Source organism: Paenibacillus auburnensis (assembly GCF_927798115.1).
Lineage (GTDB): Bacteria > Bacillota > Bacilli > Paenibacillales > Paenibacillaceae > Paenibacillus_AQ > Paenibacillus_AQ auburnensis.
In genome coordinates this window covers 122,192-147,625 of record NZ_CAKMMG010000007.1, presented here as the reverse complement: position 1 = coordinate 147,625, position 25,434 = coordinate 122,192, and the positions used below count along the sequence as shown (strand labels likewise).

Genomic DNA, 25,434 nt, shown 5'->3' with positions numbered 1-25,434 from the left:
TTTGCAGGAACACTGGTTGACCACTTTCCTCAATCGGTCAGCGAAAGGCAAAAAAAATAGGTTGTAACGCGGCCTGTGCGCAGGAGCCCATCAGCAGTTCAAAGCTTTCTGTGCCAAGCCTTCAGACAGAAACAATTGAAAATAATCTTTGATCTGTTCTTTGCTTAAAGACACATGCACCTTGTTCAGCTCGGCTGTCAGCACGATATAAAGCCTAAACATAACCACGGACACAATCTTGGGGTCGCAATCCTTAATCTCCCCCTGACGTATGGCCTGTTCCACCTCCCGTTCCAAATATTCAAGCACAACACGCTCGATCTTATCGAGCCCTTCACCAGCCTGCGGCGTTCCGAAATCGCGACTTTCCTGGGAAAGCTTGATGAATAGCTCATGTTCGCTTCGAAATTCAAGCAGCGCATCCAGAACCCTGTGCAGGTTATCAAAAAACGGCTTATCGTGTTTGACTTCCCGCTCGGCGATTTTCTTCATCTCGATAATGACATCACGCAGGATCTCATCAAACAGCTGCTCCTTATTCGTAAAAAAGGTATAGATCGTTCCTTTTCCGACATTCGCAATCTTTGCGACCTGATCCATTGTGGTTGCCTTATAGCCGAATAATGAAAAACATTTCGTCGCGGCCTGAAGCACCAGCTGCCTTCGATCTACCACAGCCACCCGTACCCACCCTTTCCTTCGAAAAATCGTTGCCACCGCATTTTGACCATTTTACTAATCCGGTCATTCGGTCATTAACCACTTTATCACTTTATATATCTGTTTGCAATACCTGAGCTCTCCATATTTTTTTATTTTTTTGCAGGGTTTTAACTTTCTATTTACGTCTTATCTGTATAATGTGAGAAAAGAAGCTAATTCCCTTGTATAATATAAGAGAATGTTTTACTGAAGAGGTATCTCAATTCGCCCTAAGAAGAGAACCCGCAATTCTACCCATGAAGGAAAGTAGCAGGTGAACTTATGCGAAAGAAAAGAGTACTGCTGTTTTCGGAAGGCTTCGGCACGGGCCATACAGGGGCAGCCTATGCTCTGGCCGAAGGAATCAGACTGCTTAACCCGGACGTCCAGTGCCGGGTCATTGAGCTGGGGAGATTCCTGAATCCTACGGTTGCTCCTTGGATTCTTTCCGCTTACCGCAAAACAGTCAGCAGCCAGCCTAAGCTGGTCGGCATGATGTATAAAACCCAATATCATAAATCACTGAACCGGCTGACCCGAGCGGCACTTCACCGGATTTTTTATACACATGCCCAAAAGGTGATCGAGCAGCTTAAGCCAGATCTCATTATCTGCTCCCATCCGATTCCTGCTGCCGTCATTTCCAGGCTGAAGCAGCAGGGGCTGGACGTACCGCTGTATACACTCATAACCGATTATGATGCGCACGGCAGCTGGGTTAATCCCGAGGCAGACCGCTATTTGGTCTCAACCTCACGGGTCAAATCGATTCTGACGGGTCGGGGGGTTCCTCCTGAACTGGTGACGGTCACCGGCATTCCGGTGCATCCGAAATTCTGGGAGCGTTCCAGCAAGCAGCAGCTCCGCAAGGAGATGGGGCTTGCCGATATTCCTACCGTATTGATTATGGGCGGTGGATGGGGTCTGATGTTCGGCAAAGATGTTATGGATTCGCTGACCGCCCGGATGGACGACATCCAGCTGGTCTTCTGCATGGGCAGTAACGATAAGCTTGTGGCCAAAATGCGCTCCACTCCCCTGCTGAATCATCCCAATGTGAAGATCCTAGGATACAGCAGCGAAATTAATAAGCTGATGGATGCCTCTGATCTGCTGATTACGAAGCCTGGCGGGATGACCTGTACGGAAGGCCAGGCCAAGGGCATACCGATGCTCTTCTACAGTGCCATTCCGGGACAGGAAGAGAAAAACGCCCAATATTTCGTAGAGTTAGGACTCGCCGAGGTGCTCGATTCGGATGTGGTGGACAGATGGTTTTCCCTTCTGCTGCGGGAATATGCCGGTCTTGAGGAGCAGCGGAAACGCCGGCTGGCCCTGGAACGGCAGCAGCCGCATAACTGTGCCTCCACCGTGCTGCAGCTCTTGGGCAAGAGTGCAGACGGAGCAGCTGAACCACGGACTGCACGGGCGCAACAAGCCCGGACGGAAGAGCCTGTCTATGTTACACCTTAACGAAGAACCCAAAAAAAGCCTCCAATCCGGAGTAATGCGGATATGGAGGCTTTTTCAGTTTTCGTAATTATTTATAGAATGTATGATTGCCGATAGTCTTGGCGTAGGTCCGTGAATGATGCACAGTGAGATCCTGTGCCAGCTTCAGAGACAGGAAAAAATAAGTATCATCAGTAACCTCTTTCACCCCAGAAAGCGCGGCATTGACTGCTTTAATACTGTCTTCATTCGGCTTTACGCGCTTAAGACGCCCGTTCGCCACAGGACTGAACTGGCTTTTCTGATAAACAACCTCATGTATAGTGTCGGGAAAATTGGCTGACCGCAGCCGGTTCAGAACAACGTTGGCGACTGCCACCTTGCCCTGGTACGGTTCACCTTCTGCTTCTGCCATAACGATTTTTTGCAGCAGTAGCAGGTCTTCTTCGGATACCGCGTAGCTCCAGGTTGCTTGTGCTTGCTGTTCCTGGCTTAGTAGCTTGGTCCGGGAGAAGAACAATTTTGTGGGGGGATGTTGCTGAGATGCCGTTTTTACTTTATTTACGCTCTGACTCCCCTTGGCTGCCGCCTGTTTCAGCGCTTGCTGCGCTTCCGGCGACACCTTCACCACAACGGTCTTCGGCTTGGCGGGCTGCGTCCCGGCTGCTGCCTTAAGCTTCAGCTTAGCGGGAGTGAACCAGTCCACCGTTTGTTTGCCGTTCCAGACATGGCCCGGTATTTTTGCCGCTGTGGTGTAGAGCATGGGTTTAACCGTTCCTTTTACCCTCTCAGGAGTTACTGCTGTCTGCGGCAACAGGGCTGCTGCAGATGCATGACCGGACCCTCCAAATTTTTCCATCTTCAATGTATTTTGCCCCTCGTTAATTCTACCGGGGCTCAGCAAGCTTATAGCAGAGAAACACACTAGAATAACGCCGACAAGCAGCGCGATACAGCGGTTTTGTTTAAAAATTTCCATTTTTTACCTCCTATTTTACGGCACATTCCTATTGTATGTAACCGAAAATGGAAGCTTTGAAAACTTTCTTGTCGATTTATCATTAGAAAAATGTCAAATTTTCGATGATTTCATACATAGGAATGGCATGCATCCTAGTAGCATACACCACAAAACCTTCTACCGTCCAGTCATTTTCCGAACAATTGTTCTCGTCAACCGGCTTATGCACCCGTAAATTCCCAAGCCGTTCCGTGCTGAAAGGCAGCTCATCCCGGTATTTGCGGGCCAGCGTAAGATGGGGGGCATATGGTCTTTCCTCTGTCTTGAAACCCAGTGGAGCCGTTGCAGAAACCACAGCACGCTGGAGCTCCTGAAGCTTCCCAAGCTCACCTGACACCCCGGCCCAAAGCACTCTTGGCGCACTTCCCGGGCCAAAGGTTCCCCACTCCTTCAGCTGCAGTTTAAACGGAGCATGTTTGCCGGAAATTTCCTTCAGCGCTTCAAGCAGCGCCGGAATTTGTTCCTTTCGTGTGTCACCCAGAAATTGGAGGGTAATATGATAGTCTAGCGGATGTGTCCATTTGGCAAACTTCAGCCTTTCAGACATCTCAGCGCATTCTTGCCCTAATACTCTACCTATTTCCTCAGGCAGCCTCACAGCTATAAACAGTCGCTCCGTATCTTTCGCAGCAGATTTCATATCAGTTTCACCTTTCCAGACAGATTTGTTATCCTTATTGTATACAGGAACAGCCATTTTTACTAAAAGCATACCAGGAGGGAACCTTCATTGACTAAATCTATCGTATGTTTACAGCCCCTTACATCCCGGCAGCAGGAGTCCATCCTCGACGCCGCCCCAGGTTACACCCTTACACTGGGAGATGCTAAAAAACCGGATCTGGAGGTGCTCGCCCAGGCAGAAATCGTAATCGGTTGGGGCAAAGGCATCAGTGACACCTTGCTGCACCCGGATTCACCGTTCCGGTGGCTACAGACCTGGTCAGCCGGTGTTGAAAAACTGCCGCTGGAACGCCTTGAGCAGCGGGGAATTATACTGACGAATGCCAGCGGTGTCCATGCTGAACCGATTACAGCCGTCATCTTCGGTTTTATGCTGATCTTCACCCGGAATTTGCATACCGCCATCCGTAATCAGCAGGAGCGCAACTGGCATTCTGACGGTACGGAGAGTGAGCTGACCGGCAAGACAGCCGTTATTGCCGGTACGGGCTCCATCGGCAGCGAAACGGCAAGAATCGCCAAGGCCTTCCGGATGAACACAATCGGAGTCAGTCGTTCAGGTAAGCCTGCTCCCGGCTTTGACCAGGTTTACACGACCGGCCAGCTCACGGAAGCTGTCAGCCAGGCTGATTTCATCATAAACACGCTGCCGCTTACTGACGAAACGCAGGATCTGTTTAATGCAGACGTATTTGGCGCCTGCAAATCAGGCGCTTATTATATTAACATCGGGCGCGGAGCCACAACCAATACAGAAGACCTGATGGCCGCGCTGAACAGCGGCCGGCTGGCCGGTGCCGGCCTGGATGTATTTGAGACTGAGCCGCTGCCTTCGGAGCACCCTCTCTGGGGTATGGAGCAAGTCGTCATTACCCCTCACTGTGCGGGTTCGACTGACCGCTACGCCGATCGGGTGGTCGAAATTTTCACAGCCAATATGGAGGCTTATCTCAAGACTGGCACCCCTTCACGTAACGTTGTTGATTATAACCGCCAATACTAAGTTGCAGACTAAAACAGCCCCCTGCAAAGACATGTACTCTCTGTGAGTATATGTCCCCAAGGGGGCTGTTTTCTTAAACTACAAACCGTTTTACAGATTCCTCAAGCTCAATCAGGCGGCTCTTCAGCTGTCCGATTCCTTCCGCAACCTCACTGGTTGCACTTACCTGCTCATGGGCAGAAGCAGAGGTTTCTTCTACACCGGCTGCCGATTCCTGCGCCAGGGCTGAGATATGCTGGCTGAATTCGTTCATCTTTTCGCTGGCACCGGTCATCTGCGCAATATTATGGCCCATATTCTCAATAGTTCCGGCCATAACATTTACCGACCTGTTGATCTCAGCCAGAGCGTCGCCTGTCTCTACGATCTGCCGGCTGCCTTCCTCTGTCTTCAGGACACCTTTGCGCAAATTCTCTACCATTTCCCTCGAATCCAGCTGAATCCCTTGCGTAATGCCGGTAATTTCCGCTACCGTCTGCTGCACATCCTCCGAGAGCTTGCGCACCTCCTGCGCCACTACCGCAAACCCGCGTCCGCTGTCTCCGGCCCTGGCGGCTTCAATCGTAGCATTGATGGCCAGCAAATGTGTCTGTTCGGAGATATTGCGGATCGAACCGACCAGCCGGAATATACCTTCATTCTTGCGGTTCAGCTCTTCTACCGTATTCATGGACTGAGATACAGCCTCTGCAATCTGCCTCATCTGCGCCACTGAGCTATCCATCAGCTGTCTGCCCCGGTCACCTTTGGAACGCACCTGCTCGGAATGAAGCAGCAGCTCATTTCCTTTTCCGGCAAAGTCTCCGATCAGCCTGTTCAGGTCATCGACAGCTTTGGAGGCATCCACCGCGGCTTCTGCCTGGCTTCCTGACGCCTTGGCCAGTTCCTCCATGGTAAGGGCAATCTGGCTGCTCCCTTCCTTCGTACCCGATACCGTGCGCACCAGTTCTTCCCCTTGGCTGGCGATAATCCCCGAGACATGGCGGATCTGGTTAACGATCTCCAGAAGTGTGCGGTTCGTCTCATTTACTGTTTTCGCCAGCCGGCCAATCTCATCCTCATTTACGATAAAGGTATCCTGTGAGGTTAAATCTCCGCTTGCAATCCGCTGCAAATGGGCGGTTACTTTCTTAAGCGGGTTAATCATTGTCTTGCGGATCACCATATTGATTAGGCCTATGACTACTAGTACAAGCACAATGATCACAATATTTATCGTAATCGAAGTATGGAACGTTTGAACGGAATGACTTCCCTCTTGCCGGGCTTCCTTCTGGCTATAGTCTACCAGTGCACCTAAATCGGTCTGCATGGCATTGAAGGCGTCTATTCCCTTTTGGGAAACCTCAAGGGCAAGCTCCTCATCCCCTGAGCTGCTGAGCTTAATCGCCTGATTATTGATGGTCATATATTCTTCCCATTTATCGCCCAGCGCCGTCAGCTGCTGCAGCCTTGTTTTGTCGCTAACCGACTGCCTGTAGCTCTTCATCGCATCCGCTACTTTTCGGATAAACTGATCCCGCTGTTCTTCCAGCTTTGATTTTTCTGCGCTGTCAGCGTTCAAAATATGCTGCATGCTCAGAGCCATAATATGCTCCATGTAATAGTTGATCTTATGTACCTGATCCAGCGCAGGAATCACATTCTCCACAATATTGCCCGTGTTCTTCTGCATGTTGTCCATTTGATAGAGGGAAGCGCCCCCAATAATTAAAACCAGTATCGCTAAGGCCACGTAGCCTGAAGCTATCTTTACTCCAATGCTCCTGTTGCTGTTAGCAATAGCATTCTTTATTCCACTCCCATGCTTTAATACGAATTCCTTTAGTTCCTTTAGTTTCCGATTTTGTCCCATATATGTGCCCCCTCTATTTTCCGAAAACCTTACATGTAATTCATATCGATTGCTTTCATTTTTCATAAAAGGGCAAAACGATGGATTACACTCTATATTTCGGCAGATTCCAGGGATATATTTAGGCGATGTCAGGTATTTAATCGGGGCTCTTTCATTTGCTGCAAAAAAAACCGGGACTCTCAACGTAGAGAGCCCCGGGATCTTAAACAAACCGGAATACCTTTACTGCAAAACTTTCACATCATCAATATAAACCGTTGCATCTCCGGCTTCAGCGGGGGTAATCAGCTGAATACCTATAGCATTTACCTGCTTCAGATCATCCAGTGTAAACTCCGCTCCGCTGCCTACGTACACATTGTAGATATCATTGAAGTCAATGGTGAACTCCGTAAACCCTGTTCCGGCAGCCACCTTCGCCCCGGAGTCCAGCCAAACGGCATATCCGCGCAGCTTCAAATAAAGTTTGGCCTGTACATCAGGATGATCAGATACCACTCTCACTTTGGCGGTAATTCCACTGAAGGAGCTTAGATCCAGATTGGCGGTCTTCGATACTTCAAGTGACGAACCCGCACCGGTCCAAGTGAAATCCAGTCCTAAAGACTGGCTGCCTTCCGTATAAACAGCCTTGGATACCACGGCAGTGCCAGTCGTTGCGGCCCAGCCGTCCGTTCCGCCTTCGAACCCGTAATAGATGTCAGGAACTGCAGCAGCCAGCGCAATCTCCTGCAGGAACAGGTTCGCAGTTCCCCCGCTGTTAGCAATATCTTCAATCTTGATACCGATAGTCTTTACGGCAGTCAGATCCACACCCGCCGCTTCGGCTGCGGCAGTCAGCGAAATCGTCAGCGTCTTATACCCGCTGGAGTCTACAGCTACAGGGGTCCCGCTGTCTGACCATGTCCAGCCGGCTCCTGTCTTAATGAACAGCCGGGCTTTGGCGGTGCCGGTTGACAGCTTAACCTTGGCGTTTATCGTATCCAGCCCGCTCAGGTTCAGCTTAACCGGATCAACCGCAAGCTCAAAGGACTGCTTATAGCTGCCGTCCGCATTCTGACCTGTATTAACCAGATCGAACTCCACACCTGCAGCCTGCTCTTCTTCCGAAAACGCAGGAGCCTTCGCTTTGGCACTGTCCCCGTTTGCTGTTACCCAGCCGGCCATGTCTTCAGCGCTGCTGAATTTGTACAGCACACCTGGCGCGTGTCCTCCGGACTCTCCTCCGTCCTCACCGGACAGATCAGGCATCGCAGGATCATATACCGCCTGGATATCGTCAAAATAGAGTGCACCCTCATGCGCCTGGCCGTCCATGGAATTCACATAAAGATTAAAGCTCTGCACTTGCTTCAGTCTTTCCTCGGTAAGTGCACCGCCTTTGCCCCAGCTCATCTCTGTAAGATTCTTAAGGCTCAAGACGACCTTACCGTTCTGATCCGGAGTGATGACCGGGTAAGCTTCAAAGTATCCGCCGTCAATCACAAGCTGGACAACCAGCTTCAGCGGTTTTCCCGTTTCCGCATAGGAGGCGCTGCCATCAGAAGCCACCCACAGGCTGATTGCGTTATAAGCAGACCAGTCGAGCGAGCCCAGGCTTTTTCCAACCCCGGCATATTTCTGGCTGTTCAGGCTGTACTGCAGCTTCATGCCATAGCTTCCGGAATTTTTGTGTTCGGTGCTTAGGGCAGCGCTGATATCATCACCGCCGGCTTTTGGATACTTAGCCGCAAGTGCCTCGCTGCTGGAGCCATAGGATTCAAAATCATCTACCAGCGCATTGTCAGCTACCGGTGCAGTGTAGCTGTTATATAGACCGATGTCATCCACGTAAACCGGAAGCACACCATCCGAGACAAGTCCGCTGCCAACAATGGAGATCGCCAGACCCGTAGCAGCTGCCGATTTCTCCGCATTATCCAACTCTACAACCGCGTCATATTTGTAATACCGGGCACCGTCAACCGTCACTTTCTCCAGAGCGGACAACGCTTTATAGCTGGAATCCATGCCATACTTGGTATTCCAGTCCTCCGGCAGCTGCACAACGGTCCGGACCGCAGCATTTCCGGATTCATTTTGCGCCGCTTCGGGAATCAGCACTCCCAGCTTCACCCGGCTGACTTTGGCTAAATTAACACCTTCGAGAGCCGCCGGTGTAAGCTGCAGCTTCAGCTCCTGCCAGGTGTCTTCGGGAGACAGTCCGCCAGTGATGTTGACTGCAAGCTTGCCGTCCCCGGCCAGTACCACATGCTGAAGCTCCGTCTTAATGGTCTCCCCGTTGCCTGCCAGGCCGGACCAGGTGCCATTGTTCTGAATCAGACCGACATCGGCTGCTGTATTAAAGGGGATTTCTTTTACCGCAACTTCATTAATCTTCACAAATACAGAGATGCTCTGTGTAAGCAGCACATTTCCTGTTCCGTATGCCTTTACCGTGATGTCAGCCGTTGTACCGTTCAGGCTTGCTTCCGGCTGCCAGACTGCGGAATAATAACCGTCCGCACCGAGCGTCATTTCCGTCTCGGCATTAGTCCCTGCAGTGTAGGTAACTTTGGCAGGAACAAAATTCGCCGCCTTGGCGCGGATGACCGTCTTGGCCTCAGTAACCGTACCGACATTATTCGGAGAAACAATATGCAGGAAGGGCTGCTTCGCTGCAGCATTTACCACACGGCTGTATTTATTGTCATTTTTGATATCGCCGGCAAACGCTGAATAAGAATCCTTATAGAAATTGACAAAATCGCCCACCAGCTCGTGATCTGCCTTATTTGGCACATTTTTGTACGGAACATATAAATTATTGCCCTCACCGAAGTTGGCCCAGGTCAGCATATAGGAGATTTTTGCCGCATCCGGGTCCGCCTTGATTGCATTCAGCACCTTGGTAAACCATGCCTGCTCATTGTTACCGGTGGTCTTCATACCAGCGGCGCTGTAGCCGTATTCCGAGAGGGTAACAATCTTCCCCTTCGACTGGGCGAGCCCGGAGATCATCTTCAAATCTTTGACAAGCCCGTTCAGGAATGCCTCAGAGCCGGCATTGTCCTTATTGTCATACTGATCCATCCCCAGAATATCCACATACTGATCTCCCGGATAGGTAGTTAAATATTCACTTTCATTCCCGTTGAACGAGCCGTTTGGCGAAAATACATACAGGAAGTTGTGTACGCCTTTGACATCCCGCAGGTATTCAACGGTGTATCTGTACAGCTCAGCATATTCACTTTTGGTTGTTGTTGCAGCTCCCCACCAGAACCATCCGCCATTCTGCTCATGGAACGGACGGAACAGTACCGGAATCAGGCTGCCGTTATCGTCCTTTAGGTTGTTGGCAAAATTTGCGACCCGGTCTAGATACGTATTGAAATCAGCATTCTTGTCACCGCCCGGCAGAATCCGCGCAACTACGGATGCTGTTGCCCCCTTAGTGTTCCCTGTATCATTGAAGCTTCCTCCAGTGGCAAAGTTATAAGGATGCGTACTCAGCGTCAAGATGCCGCCAAGCTCATGGGCATGCTTCATTGCAGCAGTAAGCCCTAAGCGGCTGGCTTCATAATTCCCGCTGACTCCGGGAGGTGCTTCATAGCCATCAAGGGAAAGGGTATCCCAGCCGAACACCGCCGGATAGTCCCCGGTAGAGCTGTATACATCGGAGATTACGTTGCCATTCGTATCTTTGCCGGCTATAGAGACGGTGGTGTCATGCTGATGCCCGAACATCGTCTGCTTGCCGCTCATCTCGTCCAGATAAGCAAATAAGGATTTCGTAGCCGGAGTTGCTGCGGTATCCACGATTTGGATTTCCGGCGTTTCGGTTCCGCCTCCACCGTTGCCGCCGGTTCCATTGCTGCTGCCCGGATTGCTCCCTGCTGTGCTGCCGGTTGTGGTGCCTTCTGCTGCGGCAGCTCCATCTTTCACAGTATAGCTGCCTTGTGCCAGCGTCTTGCCGTTTAGGCTGACAGAGGAAGCAAGCACCTCAAGTCTGCCAATCGCTCCTTTGCCGCTGACCGCCGTACCCTGGGCATTATTGCCGATTACCAATGTTGTAATTGTTGCGCCGGATTCGAGCTCTATAATAGAAGCGCTTTCAATCAACAAACGTCCGATACTTGTATTTCCTTCTGCAGTGATACGTACTTTTCCGTCCGGCCGGTTCACTTGGGCAACCGCCAGCTTCGAGTTTTTGAAATGAATTGAATTTTCACCGCCGCCGGAGACATACACCGATCCCTGTACGGTTACATTATCCAGCGCAGCTTCACCGCTGCCGATTCCGGGAGCCAAATACAGGTTGCCGGAAATCCTCGTATCCTTCAATACCACCCCGCTGCGGTTCACCAGTACGTTGCCGGTAATATCGCCTCCGGTGAAGGTTCCAGCCACGTTATAGTAGCCGCTGACCAGCCTGTCAATGATACTGACAGCTTCTGCTCGGGTGATTGGGCGATCCGGACGGAAAGAGCCGTCGGGATAACCGTTTATTGTGCCCTTCAGCGCCTGAACAGCTTCTGCAGCGTAGGCACTGATAGCAGCACCGTCTGTATATGCCGCTGTAATTCCTCCATTAGCGGGGGTAAGCGAGAATACAGAGGCCAGGAGCACTGCAGCATCCTGACGGGTTACCTGTGTATCCGCTTTCGCTTTATTATCCGGAAAGCCTTTATAATAACCTGCCTGCTTCGCTATAGCTAAATCCCTGGCATACCAGGCTCCTGCAGGAACATCCGAGAACGGGGTTCCCGAAGGTGCGCTGAACCCGAACAGCTTATTGATGATGCTTGCCAGCTCAGCACGGGTAACCTGATTATCCGGCTTGAAGGACCCATCAGGATAGCCCTGAATGACTCCGTTCCCGCGCCACTTTCCAATACTCTCTTTGGCCCAATGTGTATCCAGCTTCTCCTGTGCGTTACTGCCGGCAAGTGCCGGTGCAGCCATTGAAAACAGCATGATGGCCGTCAGGAATAGCAGGAAACTCTTTTTAAATTTCTTCACTACTTCATCCTCCTTTTGTGTAAGTGCTTTCAATTACAAAATCACACCAATAACTTCCTGGTAATAGTAGCATTTAAATAATAATTAAACAATAACTTTTTTATAATAAAATATTAACGCGACGGAAAATATTAAAATTTAAGATAAGTTAGATTTTTAAAAAACCCTGATAAATAAGGGTTTTTCAGGATTATAAAAATCCATTTCGATTATAGTTGGTAATAATAAAGACCCTATTTTATTACTAACAAAATAATAACAAAAACACAATACAAGACCAGAAAACTAAAATCAGCACCAGAAAAGAAAAACCAAGACCAGAAAAACAAAAAAAACCGGAACCCTTAACGGGTCCGGTTCGGTTTTCTAATCTAAATCGTAAATCGATCCTACCTTCAAACCATATAGTTCATTATATATTTTCTCGGCGAACGCATCCGTCATCCCGGCGATATAATCTATCACCATATGCTCCCAGGTCCAGATCGGCTTATTCTGCCGCTGATCCTTCTCGAAGCGCTGCAGCCAGTCGCTCGGAATGATCGCCTTCGAGGTTTCCGGATCATTGAACGCCGCCCATAACCGCCGCAAAATCCACTCGCTGCGTTTTTGCAGGCGCTGCACGCGCAGATCACGGATCATCGTGACCCAGGCGAAGCTTTTGAGCACACTGACCGTCCGCAGCATGTCCTCGTCCTCTTTGCCATCCTTGATAAAGGTAACCTTCTTCCAGTCTCCGTCATGGATAACCCCCAGACTGGCGACAAAGGTGCTGACCCAGTAGGCTTTAACCTCACGGCGGGTACGGGAATAATCATTCTCGCAGGTCGGCATCTTTTCCATCCAGACCCGAAGGAAATCGCTTAATACTTCTTCGACTTTCGTATGGATGGCCTCGGGCTTCCAGCCTATCCAGAAGGAATCCTCCAGCGTTGTAATTTTCTCTACGATCAGCCGCTGAATATAGGCATCATGCATGAAGTGTTCATGCACCTCGATTTTGCCCGCCTTAATCCCATCCTCCAGATCATGCGCAGAGTAGGCGATATCATCGCACAAATCCATGAGCTGGGCCTCCAGCGTCTTCTTGCCTGCCGGAACCCCCCACGCCTCGCGGATCTCCGAGATATAATTCCATTCCGACAGATACATTCCTTTCTTAAGCACCGTGCCGGGAAAAGGATATTTGTTGATCCCCAGCAGCACGGCATCCGAAAGATTCAGGCCGTCAATATTCTCGCGCTTCTCAAGAAACATAATCAGACGGAAGTTATGCGCATTGCCTTCAAAATGCTCATACTGCCTTTTCATATTCCCGTGGATGATCTGCTCCTGTACCGGACCGGCACCTGACTTCAGCGCTTCTTCCGCCGCCTTCTTGGCAATGAGCTGCTCCAAAATATTGTCGAGCACCTCTTCCCCCTTGTGCCCAAACGGCGGGTGCCCAAAATCATGGGCGATGGCGGCACATTCCACCACCTCCGGATCAATGACCAGGCCCGGATTATCCGCTTGTCCGGTCTCCACTTCCGGGTAGGAGCGCAGAAGGCTTTTGGCCGCTTCCCGGGCGATTTGCGCTACCTCCAGCGAATGGGTAAGCCGCGTCCGGTAATAATCGCCGGTACCGGCACCGAATACCTGTGATTTACCCTGCAGCCGGCGAAAAGTCGGCGAATGGATCAGGCGTGAATAATCACGCTCATAGGCGGCTCGTGACGTTTCCAGACGGGTAATTTCCGGATATTGCCGATGCTCTCTTTTATCAATAAGTGTCATATCCGCTGCCCCTATCCTGTTTCTGTATTTAGTACTACATTATAAGTCATTTCCCGCAAAACTTTCACTCAAAAATAGAAATATACACACCTTCCCGTTCCTAGTGAATATTTCTCCGCAGTCATGGTGCATTCTAAAGTAAAATAGCCCGTTTCTCCTTAGGCGGGTCCGGTATGGAGTGAACTGAGATACCCATGAAAACAAGCTGCCGTATTTCCGCCGTTACACTCACTGCACTGGTGCTGCTGCTCGGCTGTTCAAGCCCGCTGCTGGCACGTTCAGATGTCAAAAACCGCAATTATTACGAGCAGAAGGGGGATATGATCTGGGAAGTGCCAACCAGTCAAAAGGTGATCGCCTTAACCTTCGACGACGGTCCAGATCCGACGGAAACGATTCAAATTCTGAATGTACTGCATGATCACAACGCCAAATGCACCTTTTTTGCCATCGGCAAAAAAATCGCCGCTTATCCTGAAATAGCCAAACGCGTAATCTACGAAGGGCACGAGCTGGCTAATCATACGTACAATCACGTTTATTTCAAAAGACCAATCTCCGCAGAGCAGGTTACGAAGGAACTGGAGCTGACAGAGAATGAAATTATAAAGATTTCGGGCCGGCACAGCAGTCTCTTCAGACCACCGGGCGGGATGTATGACGAAACTCTGGTGAATGTCTCCAACCGCATGGGACTGAAGCCGGTACTGTGGTCCTGGCATCAGGATACACGCGACTGGAACCGTCCTGGGGTATGGAGTATCTCTAATAAAGTCATCAAGAATGCCCGTAACGGCGATATCGTGCTCTTCCACGACTATGTTCACGGGCAATCACAGACGAGGGAGGCCCTCAAGATTATTTTGCCCGCACTGGAGAAACAGGGTTTCCGTTTCGTAACCGTCTCCGAGCTGATCGGACTGTCGGATACCGAGAAAGCAGAAAACAAAAGGCATCTGGCTTATTAAATCCATTCACTGGACTCCTTAAGGTTCTTTAATTGCGCAGGTCTTCAAAATAAGGTAGTCTTGAGCTATCATCAAGACTTATTGAGCGCTGCTGCAGTGCATCCCTTAGGAGGCTTTCCCCTATGTCCGAGAACACTTCCTATACTACCGAGGAAATCGCCCGGTTGTTGAAGATATCCAAGTTAAAGGTCTATGATCTGATCAAAAAAGGCGAGCTGCCTTCTTACCGCGTAGGTAAGCAAATGCGGGTGGATCATACCGATCTTGAGGCCTACAAGCAGAACTCGCGCAGCAGTTCTAACACTGGCCCGCAGGGAGGTACAAATGCATCCTCCGCCACGCAGCCTGCCACCCCATTCGTGCTGCCTCCAGCCACATTCTCGGTGCCGCTTCATCTCGCCCAGCCTGCGGGGTATTCCAACAAGGCTGCGGGAATAAACGTTGTCATTACCGGACAGGACATGTCGTTGGATATTCTGGCCAGCCATCTGGAACGCAGCCTCCCGTCCACCCGCCCGCTCCGTTCTTATGCAGGCAGTCTGGACAGCCTGATTGCCATGTATCATGGCGAATCCGACATCGTCAGCACTCATTTGCTGGATGGCGATACAGGCGAATATAACCTTCCTTATATCCGCAGGCTTCTGGTCGGCTCCTCTTATATCGTAGTCCATTTGCTGGCACGCAGTGCAGGGTTCTATGTACAGAAGGGCAACCCGAAGAACATCCGGAGCTGGTCGGATTTGCAGCAGAAAGAGCTGAAGCTAATTAACCGGGAGCGTGGCTCCGGCGCACGGGTCCTGCTGGACGAGCAGCTGCGCCTGCACAGCATCCGCGCTGCAGAGCTAATCGGATATGACACTGAGGAGAACAGCCATTTAGCTGTTGCCGGAAGGGTGTCCCGGGGCGAAGCCGATGTCGGCATCGGCACCGAGAAGGCGGCCAAAATTGTCGATGGACTTGAATTCATTCCGCTGATCAAGGAACGGTACGATCTGGTCATGCTCAAGAAGCCGGGAAATGAGCAGTGGATCAGTGCAGTGCTCGATATTTTACGCTCCTCTGCCTTTAAGAGCGAGCTTAGCTCCATCCACAGCTATGATCTTTCGGATACAGGCAGGATCATTTATGAGAGTTAAATAAGAGTTAAGCTGCACACAAAAACTCCGGCTTTCCTGGTTACACAGGCATAGCCGGAGTTTTGACATTCAATGCTTCAGGAACGGCGGTTTACGAACATCAGCATAAGGGCGGAAATGACAATAATCGAGCAGACCCACATCCAGGCAAGCGTCATATTCCCGCCGTCAACCGCTACATAAATCGCGGTCGGCACGGTCTGGGTGCGGCCGGGAATGTTCCCCGCCACCATGATCGTGGCGCCAAATTCCCCAATCCCGCGGGCGAAGCCCAGCACATAACCCGCAGCCAGCGAGCGGCTGGCCAGCGGAAGCGTCACATAGCGCAGAACCTGAAGCTCACTGGCCCCCTGGGCGCGGGCGGCATCTTCGAGATCCTTCTCCACACCTTCGAACCCCGCTTTAACGGTTCTGTATACGAGCGGAAAAGCTACAACTACCGCTGCGATAACGGCCGCTCCCCAAGTGAACAGGATGGTATGTTGCGTAAACTGCTCATACAGCCTGCCAACCCAGCTCCTGCGCCCCAAGATCACGAGAAGCACGAATCCCACTACAGTAGGCGGCAGGACAAGCGGCAGCAGCAGCACAGTTTCAATTAGACTGTGTCCGGGAAACTTCCGGCCCGCCATCAGCTTGGCCGCATAAGTCGCCAGGATGAATACGACTATACTGGTAATTACAGAGATCTTGACCGAAAGCCAGACCGGGGCGAAAAAGTCAGTCCAGTTAATCTCCATCCGCTTCACCCCGTTTATTATCATTCTAGATTATTTAGCCAGCGTAAATCCGTAGCCGGTGAAGATGCTGCCGGCTTCTTTGGTCTGCACGTAATTGTAAAAGGCTTTAGCCTCCGTAAGGTGATCCGACTCTTTGACAACTCCAGCCGGATAATTAATCGCAGCGTGCACATTTGCACCAACCGTAAGCGCGATCTTCACTTTCTGGGAAGTCAGGGCATCTGTCTTATAGACAAAACCGGCATCCGCATTTCCTGTCTCTACATAGGAGAGCACCTGGCGAACATCCTTGGCAAAAACCAGTTTGCTTTGCAGTGTATCCCACACCCTCTTGGCTGTCAATGACTGCTGCGCATATTGACCAGCTGGTACCGATTCCGGCTGGCCGACAGCTACCTTTTTAAAGGATTTATCCGTAAGCTGTGTAATTGTGGTGATGCGGGCTGTGGAATCGGAAGGCACCACCAGCACCAGCTGATTCTTCAGCAATTCCTTACTAACAGAAATGAGCCCTTTATCCACCAGCGCCTTCATTTGCTTATCCCCTGCAGAGAAGAATAGATCAGCGGGAGCACCTTGTTCAATTTGCTTCTGCAAAGTGCCCGAAGCGCCGTAGTTGAAGACAAGATCAATATCCGGATGCTGCTTCTCATAGAGCACAGCGATCTTATCCAGACTGTCCTGCAGACTCGCTGCAGCCGATACAATAATTTCCGTCTTCTTCGTAGCGGCCTCCAGCTGGCCTCCGAACACTGCCACCAGGCCCGAAACCAGCAAGACAGACATAACCCCTATTGCTAATTTCTTGAACATCCCTATCCCTCCCGTACCCTCATCTTATATATTAGGTGATATTCTAGCATATCCTTTTTTGTTTTACTATACGTTTGATTATGTTTAATTATATTTAGTTATGTATAGTATAGATTGATCATTCATAAACATCATACTCAGAAAAACAAAACAGCCCTTTAAGCGTTATCCGCTTAAAGGGCTGCTCACATTTGCTAGTTTTTCATCCGCGGGTCGAGCACATCACGCAGGCCGTCCCCCATCAGGTTGAAGCCCAGCACAGTCAGCATAATGGACAGGCCGGGAAAAATCACCGTCCACGGCGCTTTCTGAATGAACTGCCGGGAATCGGAAAGCATCTTCCCCCATTCAGGGTCCGGCGGCTGGGCGCCAAGCCCCAGGAAGCCGAGTGCAGCCGCCTCGATAATTGCAGTAGCGATTCCCAGCGTGCCCTGTACAATAATAGGCGTCAGACTGTTAGGCAGAATGTGGGTCAGCAGAATCCGGGAGTTCTTCATTCCAATCGCCCGGGCTGCCGTAATGTATTCCTCCGATTTCAGGGAAAGGACCTTCGCCCGCACCAGCCGTCCATACGTAGGAATATTAACGATTGCAATGGCATAAAGCGCATTTTGCAGCGAAGGCCCGAGAATGGCCACAATAGCAATCGCCAGCAGGATGCTCGGAAACGCCAGCAGAATATCAAACATCCGGGAAATGAGCATATCTATCCATTTGCCGTAAAAGCCGGCCAGCACCCCCAGAAAAGTCCCTACGACGATGGAACCGATGACCGAGAAGAACCCCACCCACAGCGAAATGCGGGCGCCGTAAAGTATACGGGTGAACAAATCTCTTCCCAGATCATCTGTGCCGAACCAATGAGCGGCAGAAGGCGGCTTCAGCCGGTTGACCAGCTCCTGCTCCTTATAGCCATAAGGCGCAATAAATGGCGCCAGCAGCGCTATCAGCACAAAAAACAAAATAATACAAAGCCCGAGCATCGCCGTCTTATTCTTGCGGAAAGCCTTCCACGCATCGCGCCAAGGTCCGGAAACCTTCTCGGCCTGTACATTCGGGGGTGTTACGTTAACTGTTGCTTGTCCCATCGGTTCACCCCTCACTTGTAGTTAATGCGCGGATCAACGGCCGCATAGAGCAGATCCACAAGCAGATTAATAACAACGAAAATAAAAGCAATAATCAGGATTCCAGTCTGAATGACAGGGTAATCACGGGCACTTATCGCTTCAAATATATACCTTCCCACGCCAGGCCAAGCAAAAATCGTCTCGGTCAAAACGGCACCGCCGAGCAGAGCGCCTGTCTGCAGCCCCACCACCGTTAATACTGGGATCAGGGCATTTTTCAGCGCATGCTTGTACACGACCAGGAATTGCGACATTCCTTTAGCTTTAGCCGTACGGATATAGTCGGAGTTCATAACCTCCAGCATACTGGAACGGGTCATCCGGGCGATAATCGCCATCGGAATGGTGCCGAGCGCTATGCTTGGCAGGATTAAATGCTTAATAACCGTCCACAGCTGACCCCACTGTCCAGCAATAATCGTATCAATAATATAGAGATTAGTGATGCTCTCTACCGGATTGCGCTGATCCATCCTTCCTATAGAAGGTAGCCAATGCAGTTTCAGTGCGAATAACAGCTGCTCCATCAGCCCCAGCCAAAAGATCGGCATAGATACGCCAATGAGTGCAATGATCATTGCGGTATAGTCAAACCATGAATTTTGACGCCAAGCGCTTAGAATCCCTGCATTCACACCTACAATTGTGGCGAACAGCATACTTGCCGCCGTAAGCTCCAGTGTAGCTGCGAGATAAGGCATAATTTCTTTGGCAATCGGCGTTTTAGTACGGATGGAAGTCCCGAGATCTCCTTGCAGCAAATCCCCCATATAATTGAAATACTGCTGCAGCCACGGCTTGTCGAGGCCGAGCTGTTCACGCAGCGCCTGTTTGGACTGCTCAGTTGCCTTTTGCCCGAGGATTGTCTCTGCCGGATCACCCGGAATTGCATGGATAATCGAGAACACAATAATCGTCATCCCGATCAGAACCGGGATTAATACCATAACACGTTTTAATAGGTAGGAGTTCAAGTCGGCTCACCTTCCAGCGATCCGCAACATAACTTGCCGCCGTTACAAGCGCGGCGGCAAGAAAATGCTGATGGATCATACTATTCGAAGTAAATTTCGCTGTAATATTCCGTACCTGTCGGACCTGGAACATAGCCTTTCAAATTGGCTTTGGCAGCCAGAAGCGGAGTAGTGTGGACCAGCGGAATCCAAGGCGCATCCGCTTTGATGATTTCCTGAGCTTTTTTGTACAGGTCGGAGCGTTTGGTCTGATCTGTTTCCTTCTGGGCATTGATCAGAATGGTGTGCAGTTCTTCATTTACATAGAAGCTGCGGTTGTTACCAGGAATAGCATCCTTGTCGAGAAGCGTGTACAGGAAGTTATCCGGATCTCCATTATCACCGGTCCAGCCGAGCATGTAGATATCATCTTTTTCACCGGCTTTGGTGTCATCAAGGTATGTCGCCCATTCCGGGGATTCAATGACGGTTTTCACACCGATCTTCTCCCAGTCGGCTTGAATGGCTTCCGCAACCTTTTTGCCGTCAGGCATATAAGGGCGGGATACCGGCATAGCGTACAGGGTTACAGTATCCGGAAGACCATCAGGATAACCGGCTTCAGCCAGCAGTGCCTTTGCTTTGTCCAGATCGTATTCATAATCCTTCACAGCATCGTTATAGCCCCACAGTGATGGAGGCATAGGGTTCACAGCGGCAGTAGCCTGGCCTGAGAAGAAAGCATCGATAATAGCCTGTTTATTTACAGCATAGTTCAGCGCTTGTCTTACTTTCACATTATCAAAAGGTTTCTTGTTAAAGTTGAAGCCCAGGTAAGAGACATTGAACGGTGGACGCTCAATCTTCTGCAGCTCCGTGTTGCCCTCAAGGGTCGACAGGTCATCCGGACTAAGATCTTCCATCAGGTCGATTTCACCATTCTGCAGCGCATTGAAGCGTGCAGAGTTGTCAGGAATCGAACGGACGATCACCTTGTTCAGCTTAGGAAGCCCTTCTTTCCAGTAGTTCGGGTTTTTGTCGAGCGTAATGGAATCATTATGCTTCCATTCTTTGAAGACAAACGGCCCGGTACCCACAGGCTCATTCTTGAAGTTCTCTTTCTTCTCTTTAATAGCGGTAGGGCTGGCAATGCCGAACGAGGTCATTGCGATATTCTGCAGGAACGGAGCCTGCGGCTGGTTGAGTGTAAATTGTACGGTTGTGGCATCCACAGCCTTCACTTCTTTGATTACACGGCTGCCGTCCGGACCGAACATGGAATCGTAGTAATCAAAGGAATCGCCTTCGAACTTGAATTCACTTGCAGGATCACTCCAGCGGGTAAAGTTGAACACAACCGCTTCAGCATCAAAATCCGTTCCGTCATGGAACTTTACACCCGGATGCAGCTTGAAGGTGTAGGTCAGACCGTCTGCTGAAACTTCCCAGCTGTCAGCAAGCGAGGGCTGTACTTCGGAAGTTCCCGGCTTGTATTCCAGCAGGGAATCAAATACCTGATGGGCAATCTTAAGCGATTCGCCGTCAGTTACGATCGCCGGGTCCAGCGAGGCAGAGTCGCCGCCGCGTCCCAGAATCAATGTGTCCTGTGTGGATGCCGCTGCATCCGGAGAGCTTTCCGGTGCGGTGGTTGCCGCTGCATTGGAACCCGCAGTTGCTTCTGTGCCGGCATTGTTGTTATTACCTCCGCAGCCACTTAGTGTCAAAACAGCCCCAAGAGTTACTGCCAGTGCAAGACTACTCCATTTCTTCATCTCTAGAAAAGCTCCCTTCTATCATTGAATGTATTAAAGCGTTTATATGGAGCTGCAGCAAAGTGCAGCCATATACCAAATCCACTTCCTTTACTCACGGGCATTACCGTTCACGATGAATACGAAGGATCATTCTGGGTGGAGTTTTCTGTATAAAATGAACTCTAGCTTCATCCTTCCGGCATCATACGCAAGCTGCGGGGAATGTTTGGACTTCCGGCCGCTGTTAGGTTTGGATTTCCCGATTTTAACCGCATTTCGCGGTAGAAATCCAAACCTAAAGGCGGACGCATTCGCTCCTACAGTTCCAAACTTCCCCTCCGCTGCTTTTGCCTCCAATCATAACTACCGTTCATCTTATATTGATGTGGTTGTTAATCTTCTAAGCCAGCCGGACGTCAGCTTCTCCATCATACAGATGGCAGGCAGTTAAATGTCCTGCTCCGGTCTCTAGCAGCGGCGGCCTTACATTCCGGCATACATCCATCACCCGCGGACACCGGGTATTAAAAGCACAGCCGACCGGCGCATTGGCCGGACTCGGCACTTCGCCCTGCAGAATTACCCGTTCCTTGCGGATATCGGGATCCGGTTCGGGAACCGCCGAGAGCAGTGCCTGTGTATAAGGATGCTGCGGTTCGTCGTACAGCTTATACTTATCCGTAACCTCCACGATCCGTCCCAGGTACATTACAGCAACCCGGTCGCAGATGTGCTTCACTACGCTAAGATCATGAGCAATAAATATGTAGGTCAATCCGAATTCCCGCTGTAAATCCTGCATCAGATTGATCACCTGTGACTGGATGGAAACATCCAGTGCAGACACCGGTTCGTCGGCGATAATCAGTTTTGGCTGCAGAGCCAGTGCCCTGGCAATCCCGATCCGCTGGCGTTGTCCGCCTGAGAATTGATGCGGATACCGCTGCAGGTGCGCTTTGGCAAGACCAACAACATCAGCCAGCCGCTCCACAGCAGCCCTCCGCTGCTTAGCATCGCCTACACCGTGAACGATCATCGGCTCTTCCAGAATCCGCTGCACCGTATTTCGCGGATCCAGTGAGGAAAACGGATCCTGAAACACAATCTGCATTTCCCGGCGGCGCCTGCGCATTTCTTCCATCGACAGCTTCGTGATGTCCTGCCCTTCAAACCAGACTTCGCCTGCTGTCGGCTCTATCAGCCGCAGCAGCGAACGCCCGGTTGTGGATTTGCCGCAGCCGCTCTCCCCTACCAGACCAAAGGTTTCGCCTTTGTTTACCGAGAACGAGATATCATCTACAGCTTTGATGAAGCCCTGCGTTTTATTGAAGAATCCCTTGTTGATCGGATAATACTTTTTGAGGTTCTTAACCTCAAGCAGGCTTTCGCTCATACCACGGCCTCCTCCTGACTGACTTCATGCAGCCAGCATCTGCAGCTATGCTGCTCCTCCTGCAGGGTTAGCTGCGGAAGCGACTCTCGGCAGACATCCATAACATTCGCACAACGGGGAGCGAACCGGCAGCCCCGCATCTCCGTGCTGAGAATCGGCACATTGCCGGGGATGGAATACAGCCGTTCCCGGGTCTCATTCATCCGCGGCACCGACTCTATCAGGCCGCGAGTGTACGGATGCAGCGGATTCTTGAAAATATCACGTACGCTGCCCTCTTCGACCACCTTGCCTGCATACATTACGGCAACCCGGTGGCACATTTCTGCAACGACGCCAAGATCATGGGTAATTAGCATCACAGCTGTTCCCTGTTCTTCGTTCAGACGACGGATCAGATCCAGAATCTGCGCTTGAATGGTTACATCCAGCGCCGTGGTCGGCTCATCAGCAATCAGCAGCTCCGGACTGCAGGATATCGACATCGCGATCATCACCCGCTGGCGCATGCCCCCTGATAATTGATGCGGATACTCATCAATAATAGCCTCTGGACGCGGAATGCCGACTTTGCGCAGCATCTCGACCGCATGCTCCCGCGCTTCTTTTTTGGACAAGCCGCGGTGCAGCCGCACTGTTTCGATAATTTGCTGACCCACTGTAAACAACGGATTGAGCGAGGTCATCGGCTCCTGAAAAATCATCGATACGGAATCACCACGGATTTTACGCATCTCTTTTTCCTTAAGCGGAACGATATCCCGTCCTTTTAATAGGATACGGCCGCCAACAATCTTCCCAGGCGGATTCGGAACCAGCTTCAGGATGGACAATGAGGTCACACTTTTACCGCAACCGGATTCACCAACCACGCCGAGGACCTCTCCGGGATTGATGTACAGGTCAACGCCGTCAACAGCAGGCACTTCACCGCGGTCGGTAAAAAAATGGGTATGCAAATCCTCAATTTTCAGAATTGGCTGAATCATGATGAACCTTCTTTCTATTAAAAATTGAACAAAGGTCAAATGGGAGGATAAAAAATCCTTAAAAAGTAAGATATTATAACCTAAACCTGACATGTTATGATATTATTTTCGGGTTTAATCAACATAGTTGTTATTTAATGTATAACATTACTATAGAAATCTACCGTAGACAAGAAAAATTTGTACGCATAACTAACCTGATGAATTTAGGGGGTTTAATCATGGTGAAACAGGAATAATTCCTGTAACAACCTATGTTATTTGTATAACATCAGCCATCTTTCCATATGATATTTCAACACGTCCCGGTAATAAAACGGCTCCAAAATCTCCGCTTCCTCCTCGAACCTCATAATCCAGCGGACAAAACCGATATCTTGTTCGATGGCTACTTTGAAGTGCAGGCAGCAGTTCTGGCGGTCAACTTTACTTGGTTTTACCATCAGCTCTTCGTATTTGATTTTGTCCATCATCCGTTCGGAAAATCTGATTCTGAACTCTATCTGCAGGCTGTCCGGATCAAGGCTCCATTTCTGCGACATAAAGGACTGCAAATCAAACCGCTCTTTTGAAAACCAGTTATTCAGCAGGGTGATATTGGAAAAACCGTTAACATGAAAAGCTCGGATCCTCCCGAACCTGTGGCATAAGCCGATCACATAGATCCGGTTCTCCAGCGGAACAAGGCAGTACGGATCAATCTGTATCCCTCTTTCCTCATTTGCATTTTCGCAGTAGTCCGCCTGGAAGCTTTTTTGTTTCATCACAGCGGACAATATTTCCGTTAAAGAAGCCGATTGCTCGAGCGCCATTGTACTCCGTTCCGTCCAAAGCCCGGCTTCTTTTGTGACGCTTTCCATTTTTTCTTCCCTTTCTGCATTCTGTTTATATTGTGCAGCCATTATTTTTTCATAGGCATTTTCAAATTCAGCCGGCAGCAAAGGCTTGATGTCTTTCATCACATTGCGCAGCTGGGAAAATGCTGCCGCCTCACTATCCGCCAGATCTAAAGGGTACAATGCAAAATTACCGATAAAGGCATATCCCTTTCCATGTCCCATATGGGTAATCGGGATATGCATTGCGCTTAGCGCGTCCATATCCCGATATATCGTTCTTTCACTGTTGCCGCAGCGTTCCGCCAGCTCACGTGCCAGGATTCCAGGTTTAGCTTGCACTAGTGTGATAATGCGCATCAGCCGGATTAATCGGTCTGTCATTGTTCAGTTCCCCTTGATATATGGTAAAATAGACCCATTATTTTAAATGAATTAGTTATATATATCTACAACTAATAATGTAATAACCGAATTAAGATAATATAATAGAACTATTTTACTACATTACCACACATATATATTACATGAGCTGTTAAATGATCGAGAAAGAGAGTTCGGGTTGTGCTATTATGTATGTTTCAGTTCATTCCATCAGATATTCTGCTTCGTTCGATCCCTTCAAAATATGCAGCTGAGTTAAGCTTCAAGCTGTCTGTACACCATCTCCGCCTCCTTTACCAGCTGCATATCACCAGAGCGCGCCGCAAGCAGCAGCAGTTTATCTGCCTGTCTCCGCAATTTCTCGGACAGTGACGGGTCCGCGTTACGCGTACGCAGCAATGCTGCTTCCTCCAGTACTTTCACCGTTCTCAGCAGCTCCATATGCTTCTCAACATGAAAGCTGCTGCCATCACCCAGCACATCGGTATGATGCGTATATTCCAGTCCCAGCTTTTGCAGCGGAAGCTCTCTTATCCGCTCCACAGGAGGTTGTCTGTACTGCCATTGCAGCCAGAGTGCTTCATGAATTCCGGCAGGCATGGCTTCGGTTTTAAATTCAAGACAGATGAATTTACGTGACCCGGAATGGATCTTACCCAGCTTCAGCAGCAGCGATCTGCCTTCTCCTGCTTCAGTGATGCAGCCATAAGCTCCTGTAAATGTCATGTGGGCTTCAAGCCATATGCGCAGCTCGATTTCCCGGGCAAGCAGTTTGCGGCTTTTCTTGCGCAGCTCCTCACGCTGGTTAAGGCCTTTCCATTCCACAAGCAACACT

19 protein-coding genes are annotated in these 25,434 nt (G+C 50.2%); 4 read left to right on the top strand and 15 right to left on the bottom strand.

Features of this window, described 5'->3' with window-relative positions:
• Positions 1 to 90: 90 nt before the first annotated feature.
• Entirely contained in the window at positions 91 to 681 is a 591-nt protein-coding gene (locus L6H70_RS20905) for a TetR/AcrR family transcriptional regulator (RefSeq protein ID WP_236336056.1), read from the bottom strand.
• A 303-nt stretch (positions 682 to 984) separates the two neighbouring features.
• Here L6H70_RS20905 and L6H70_RS20900 point away from each other — a divergent pair, with 303 nt between their 5' ends.
• On the top strand, positions 985 to 2,175 hold the full coding sequence (locus L6H70_RS20900) for an MGDG synthase family glycosyltransferase (RefSeq protein WP_236336054.1): 1,191 nt from the start codon (positions 985 to 987) through the stop codon (positions 2,173 to 2,175).
• 67 nt (positions 2,176 to 2,242) lie between these two features.
• On the opposite strand, the gene L6H70_RS20895 is transcribed toward L6H70_RS20900, so the two are convergent.
• Together L6H70_RS20895 and thpR are read right to left on the bottom strand one after the other, a co-directional pair.
• Entirely contained in the window at positions 2,243 to 3,133 is an 891-nt protein-coding gene (locus L6H70_RS20895; RefSeq protein WP_236336053.1) for a cell wall hydrolase, read from the bottom strand.
• 82 nt (positions 3,134 to 3,215) lie between these two features.
• Positions 3,216 to 3,815 carry an RNA 2',3'-cyclic phosphodiesterase gene (thpR, locus tag L6H70_RS20890; RefSeq protein WP_236336052.1) on the bottom strand — a complete coding sequence of 200 codons (600 nt, stop codon included), beginning with the start codon at positions 3,813 to 3,815 and terminating at the stop codon, positions 3,216 to 3,218.
• A gap of 90 nt (positions 3,816 to 3,905) precedes the next feature.
• Here thpR and L6H70_RS20885 point away from each other — a divergent pair, with 90 nt between their 5' ends.
• Positions 3,906 to 4,862: a D-2-hydroxyacid dehydrogenase gene (locus L6H70_RS20885; RefSeq protein ID WP_236336051.1), complete on the top strand. Its 957-nt coding sequence runs from the start codon at positions 3,906 to 3,908 to the stop codon at positions 4,860 to 4,862.
• Between the two features lie 73 nt (positions 4,863 to 4,935).
• Here the strand turns inward: L6H70_RS20885 and L6H70_RS20880 are convergent, their stop codons facing one another.
• From L6H70_RS20880 to L6H70_RS20870, 3 genes are all read right to left on the bottom strand, one after another.
• The gene (locus L6H70_RS20880; protein WP_236336050.1) at positions 4,936 to 6,717 is read right to left on the bottom strand and encodes a methyl-accepting chemotaxis protein; all 1,782 of its coding nucleotides are present in this window, start codon (positions 6,715 to 6,717) and stop codon (positions 4,936 to 4,938) included.
• 225 nt (positions 6,718 to 6,942) lie between these two features.
• Complete coding sequence (locus L6H70_RS20875; protein ID WP_236336049.1) at positions 6,943 to 11,724, bottom strand: glycosyl hydrolase; 4,782 nt, start codon at positions 11,722 to 11,724, stop codon at positions 6,943 to 6,945.
• A 366-nt stretch (positions 11,725 to 12,090) separates the two neighbouring features.
• Positions 12,091 to 13,500 (bottom strand): deoxyguanosinetriphosphate triphosphohydrolase family protein, encoded by a 1,410-nt coding sequence (locus tag L6H70_RS20870; protein ID WP_236336048.1) that lies wholly within the window; start codon positions 13,498 to 13,500, stop codon positions 12,091 to 12,093.
• Positions 13,501 to 13,694: 194 nt separating this feature from the next.
• On the opposite strand from L6H70_RS20870, the gene L6H70_RS20865 reads away from it, so the two are divergent.
• Together L6H70_RS20865 and L6H70_RS20860 are read left to right on the top strand one after the other, a co-directional pair.
• Positions 13,695 to 14,468 carry a polysaccharide deacetylase family protein gene (locus L6H70_RS20865; protein WP_236336047.1) on the top strand — a complete coding sequence of 258 codons (774 nt, stop codon included), beginning with the start codon at positions 13,695 to 13,697 and terminating at the stop codon, positions 14,466 to 14,468.
• Positions 14,469 to 14,590: 122 nt separating this feature from the next.
• Positions 14,591 to 15,607, top strand: a complete 1,017-nt coding sequence (locus L6H70_RS20860; protein ID WP_236336046.1) for a substrate-binding domain-containing protein — start codon at positions 14,591 to 14,593, stop codon at positions 15,605 to 15,607.
• A gap of 77 nt (positions 15,608 to 15,684) precedes the next feature.
• Here L6H70_RS20860 and modB read toward each other — a convergent pair whose 3' ends face one another.
• The 9 genes from modB to L6H70_RS20815 form a co-directional block, all read right to left on the bottom strand.
• The gene (modB, locus tag L6H70_RS20855) at positions 15,685 to 16,347 is read right to left on the bottom strand and encodes a molybdate ABC transporter permease subunit (RefSeq protein ID WP_236336044.1); all 663 of its coding nucleotides are present in this window, start codon (positions 16,345 to 16,347) and stop codon (positions 15,685 to 15,687) included.
• Between the two features lie 30 nt (positions 16,348 to 16,377).
• Positions 16,378 to 17,166, bottom strand: a complete 789-nt coding sequence (gene modA / locus L6H70_RS20850; protein WP_423802867.1) for a molybdate ABC transporter substrate-binding protein — start codon at positions 17,164 to 17,166, stop codon at positions 16,378 to 16,380.
• 188 nt (positions 17,167 to 17,354) lie between these two features.
• On the bottom strand, positions 17,355 to 18,248 hold the full coding sequence (gene nikC / locus L6H70_RS20845) for a nickel transporter permease (RefSeq protein ID WP_236336042.1): 894 nt from the start codon (positions 18,246 to 18,248) through the stop codon (positions 17,355 to 17,357).
• An 11-nt stretch (positions 18,249 to 18,259) separates the two neighbouring features.
• On the bottom strand, positions 18,260 to 19,264 hold the full coding sequence (locus L6H70_RS20840; protein WP_236336041.1) for an ABC transporter permease: 1,005 nt from the start codon (positions 19,262 to 19,264) through the stop codon (positions 18,260 to 18,262).
• 80 nt (positions 19,265 to 19,344) lie between these two features.
• The gene (locus tag L6H70_RS20835) at positions 19,345 to 21,015 is read right to left on the bottom strand and encodes an ABC transporter substrate-binding protein (protein WP_236336040.1); all 1,671 of its coding nucleotides are present in this window, start codon (positions 21,013 to 21,015) and stop codon (positions 19,345 to 19,347) included.
• A gap of 382 nt (positions 21,016 to 21,397) precedes the next feature.
• Positions 21,398 to 22,390 carry an ABC transporter ATP-binding protein gene (locus L6H70_RS20830; protein ID WP_236336039.1) on the bottom strand — a complete coding sequence of 331 codons (993 nt, stop codon included), beginning with the start codon at positions 22,388 to 22,390 and terminating at the stop codon, positions 21,398 to 21,400.
• A complete protein-coding gene (locus L6H70_RS20825; RefSeq protein WP_236336038.1) occupies positions 22,387 to 23,379 on the bottom strand; it encodes an ABC transporter ATP-binding protein in 993 nt (330 codons plus the stop codon). Before L6H70_RS20825 ends, L6H70_RS20830 begins: the two co-directional genes overlap by 4 nt.
• Positions 23,380 to 23,636: 257 nt before the next feature.
• A complete protein-coding gene (locus L6H70_RS20820) occupies positions 23,637 to 24,599 on the bottom strand; it encodes a helix-turn-helix transcriptional regulator (RefSeq protein ID WP_236336037.1) in 963 nt (320 codons plus the stop codon).
• 255 nt (positions 24,600 to 24,854) lie between these two features.
• The gene (locus L6H70_RS20815; protein ID WP_236336035.1) at positions 24,855 to 25,424 is read right to left on the bottom strand and encodes a hypothetical protein; all 570 of its coding nucleotides are present in this window, start codon (positions 25,422 to 25,424) and stop codon (positions 24,855 to 24,857) included.
• Between the last annotated feature and the right edge of the window lie 10 nt (positions 25,425 to 25,434).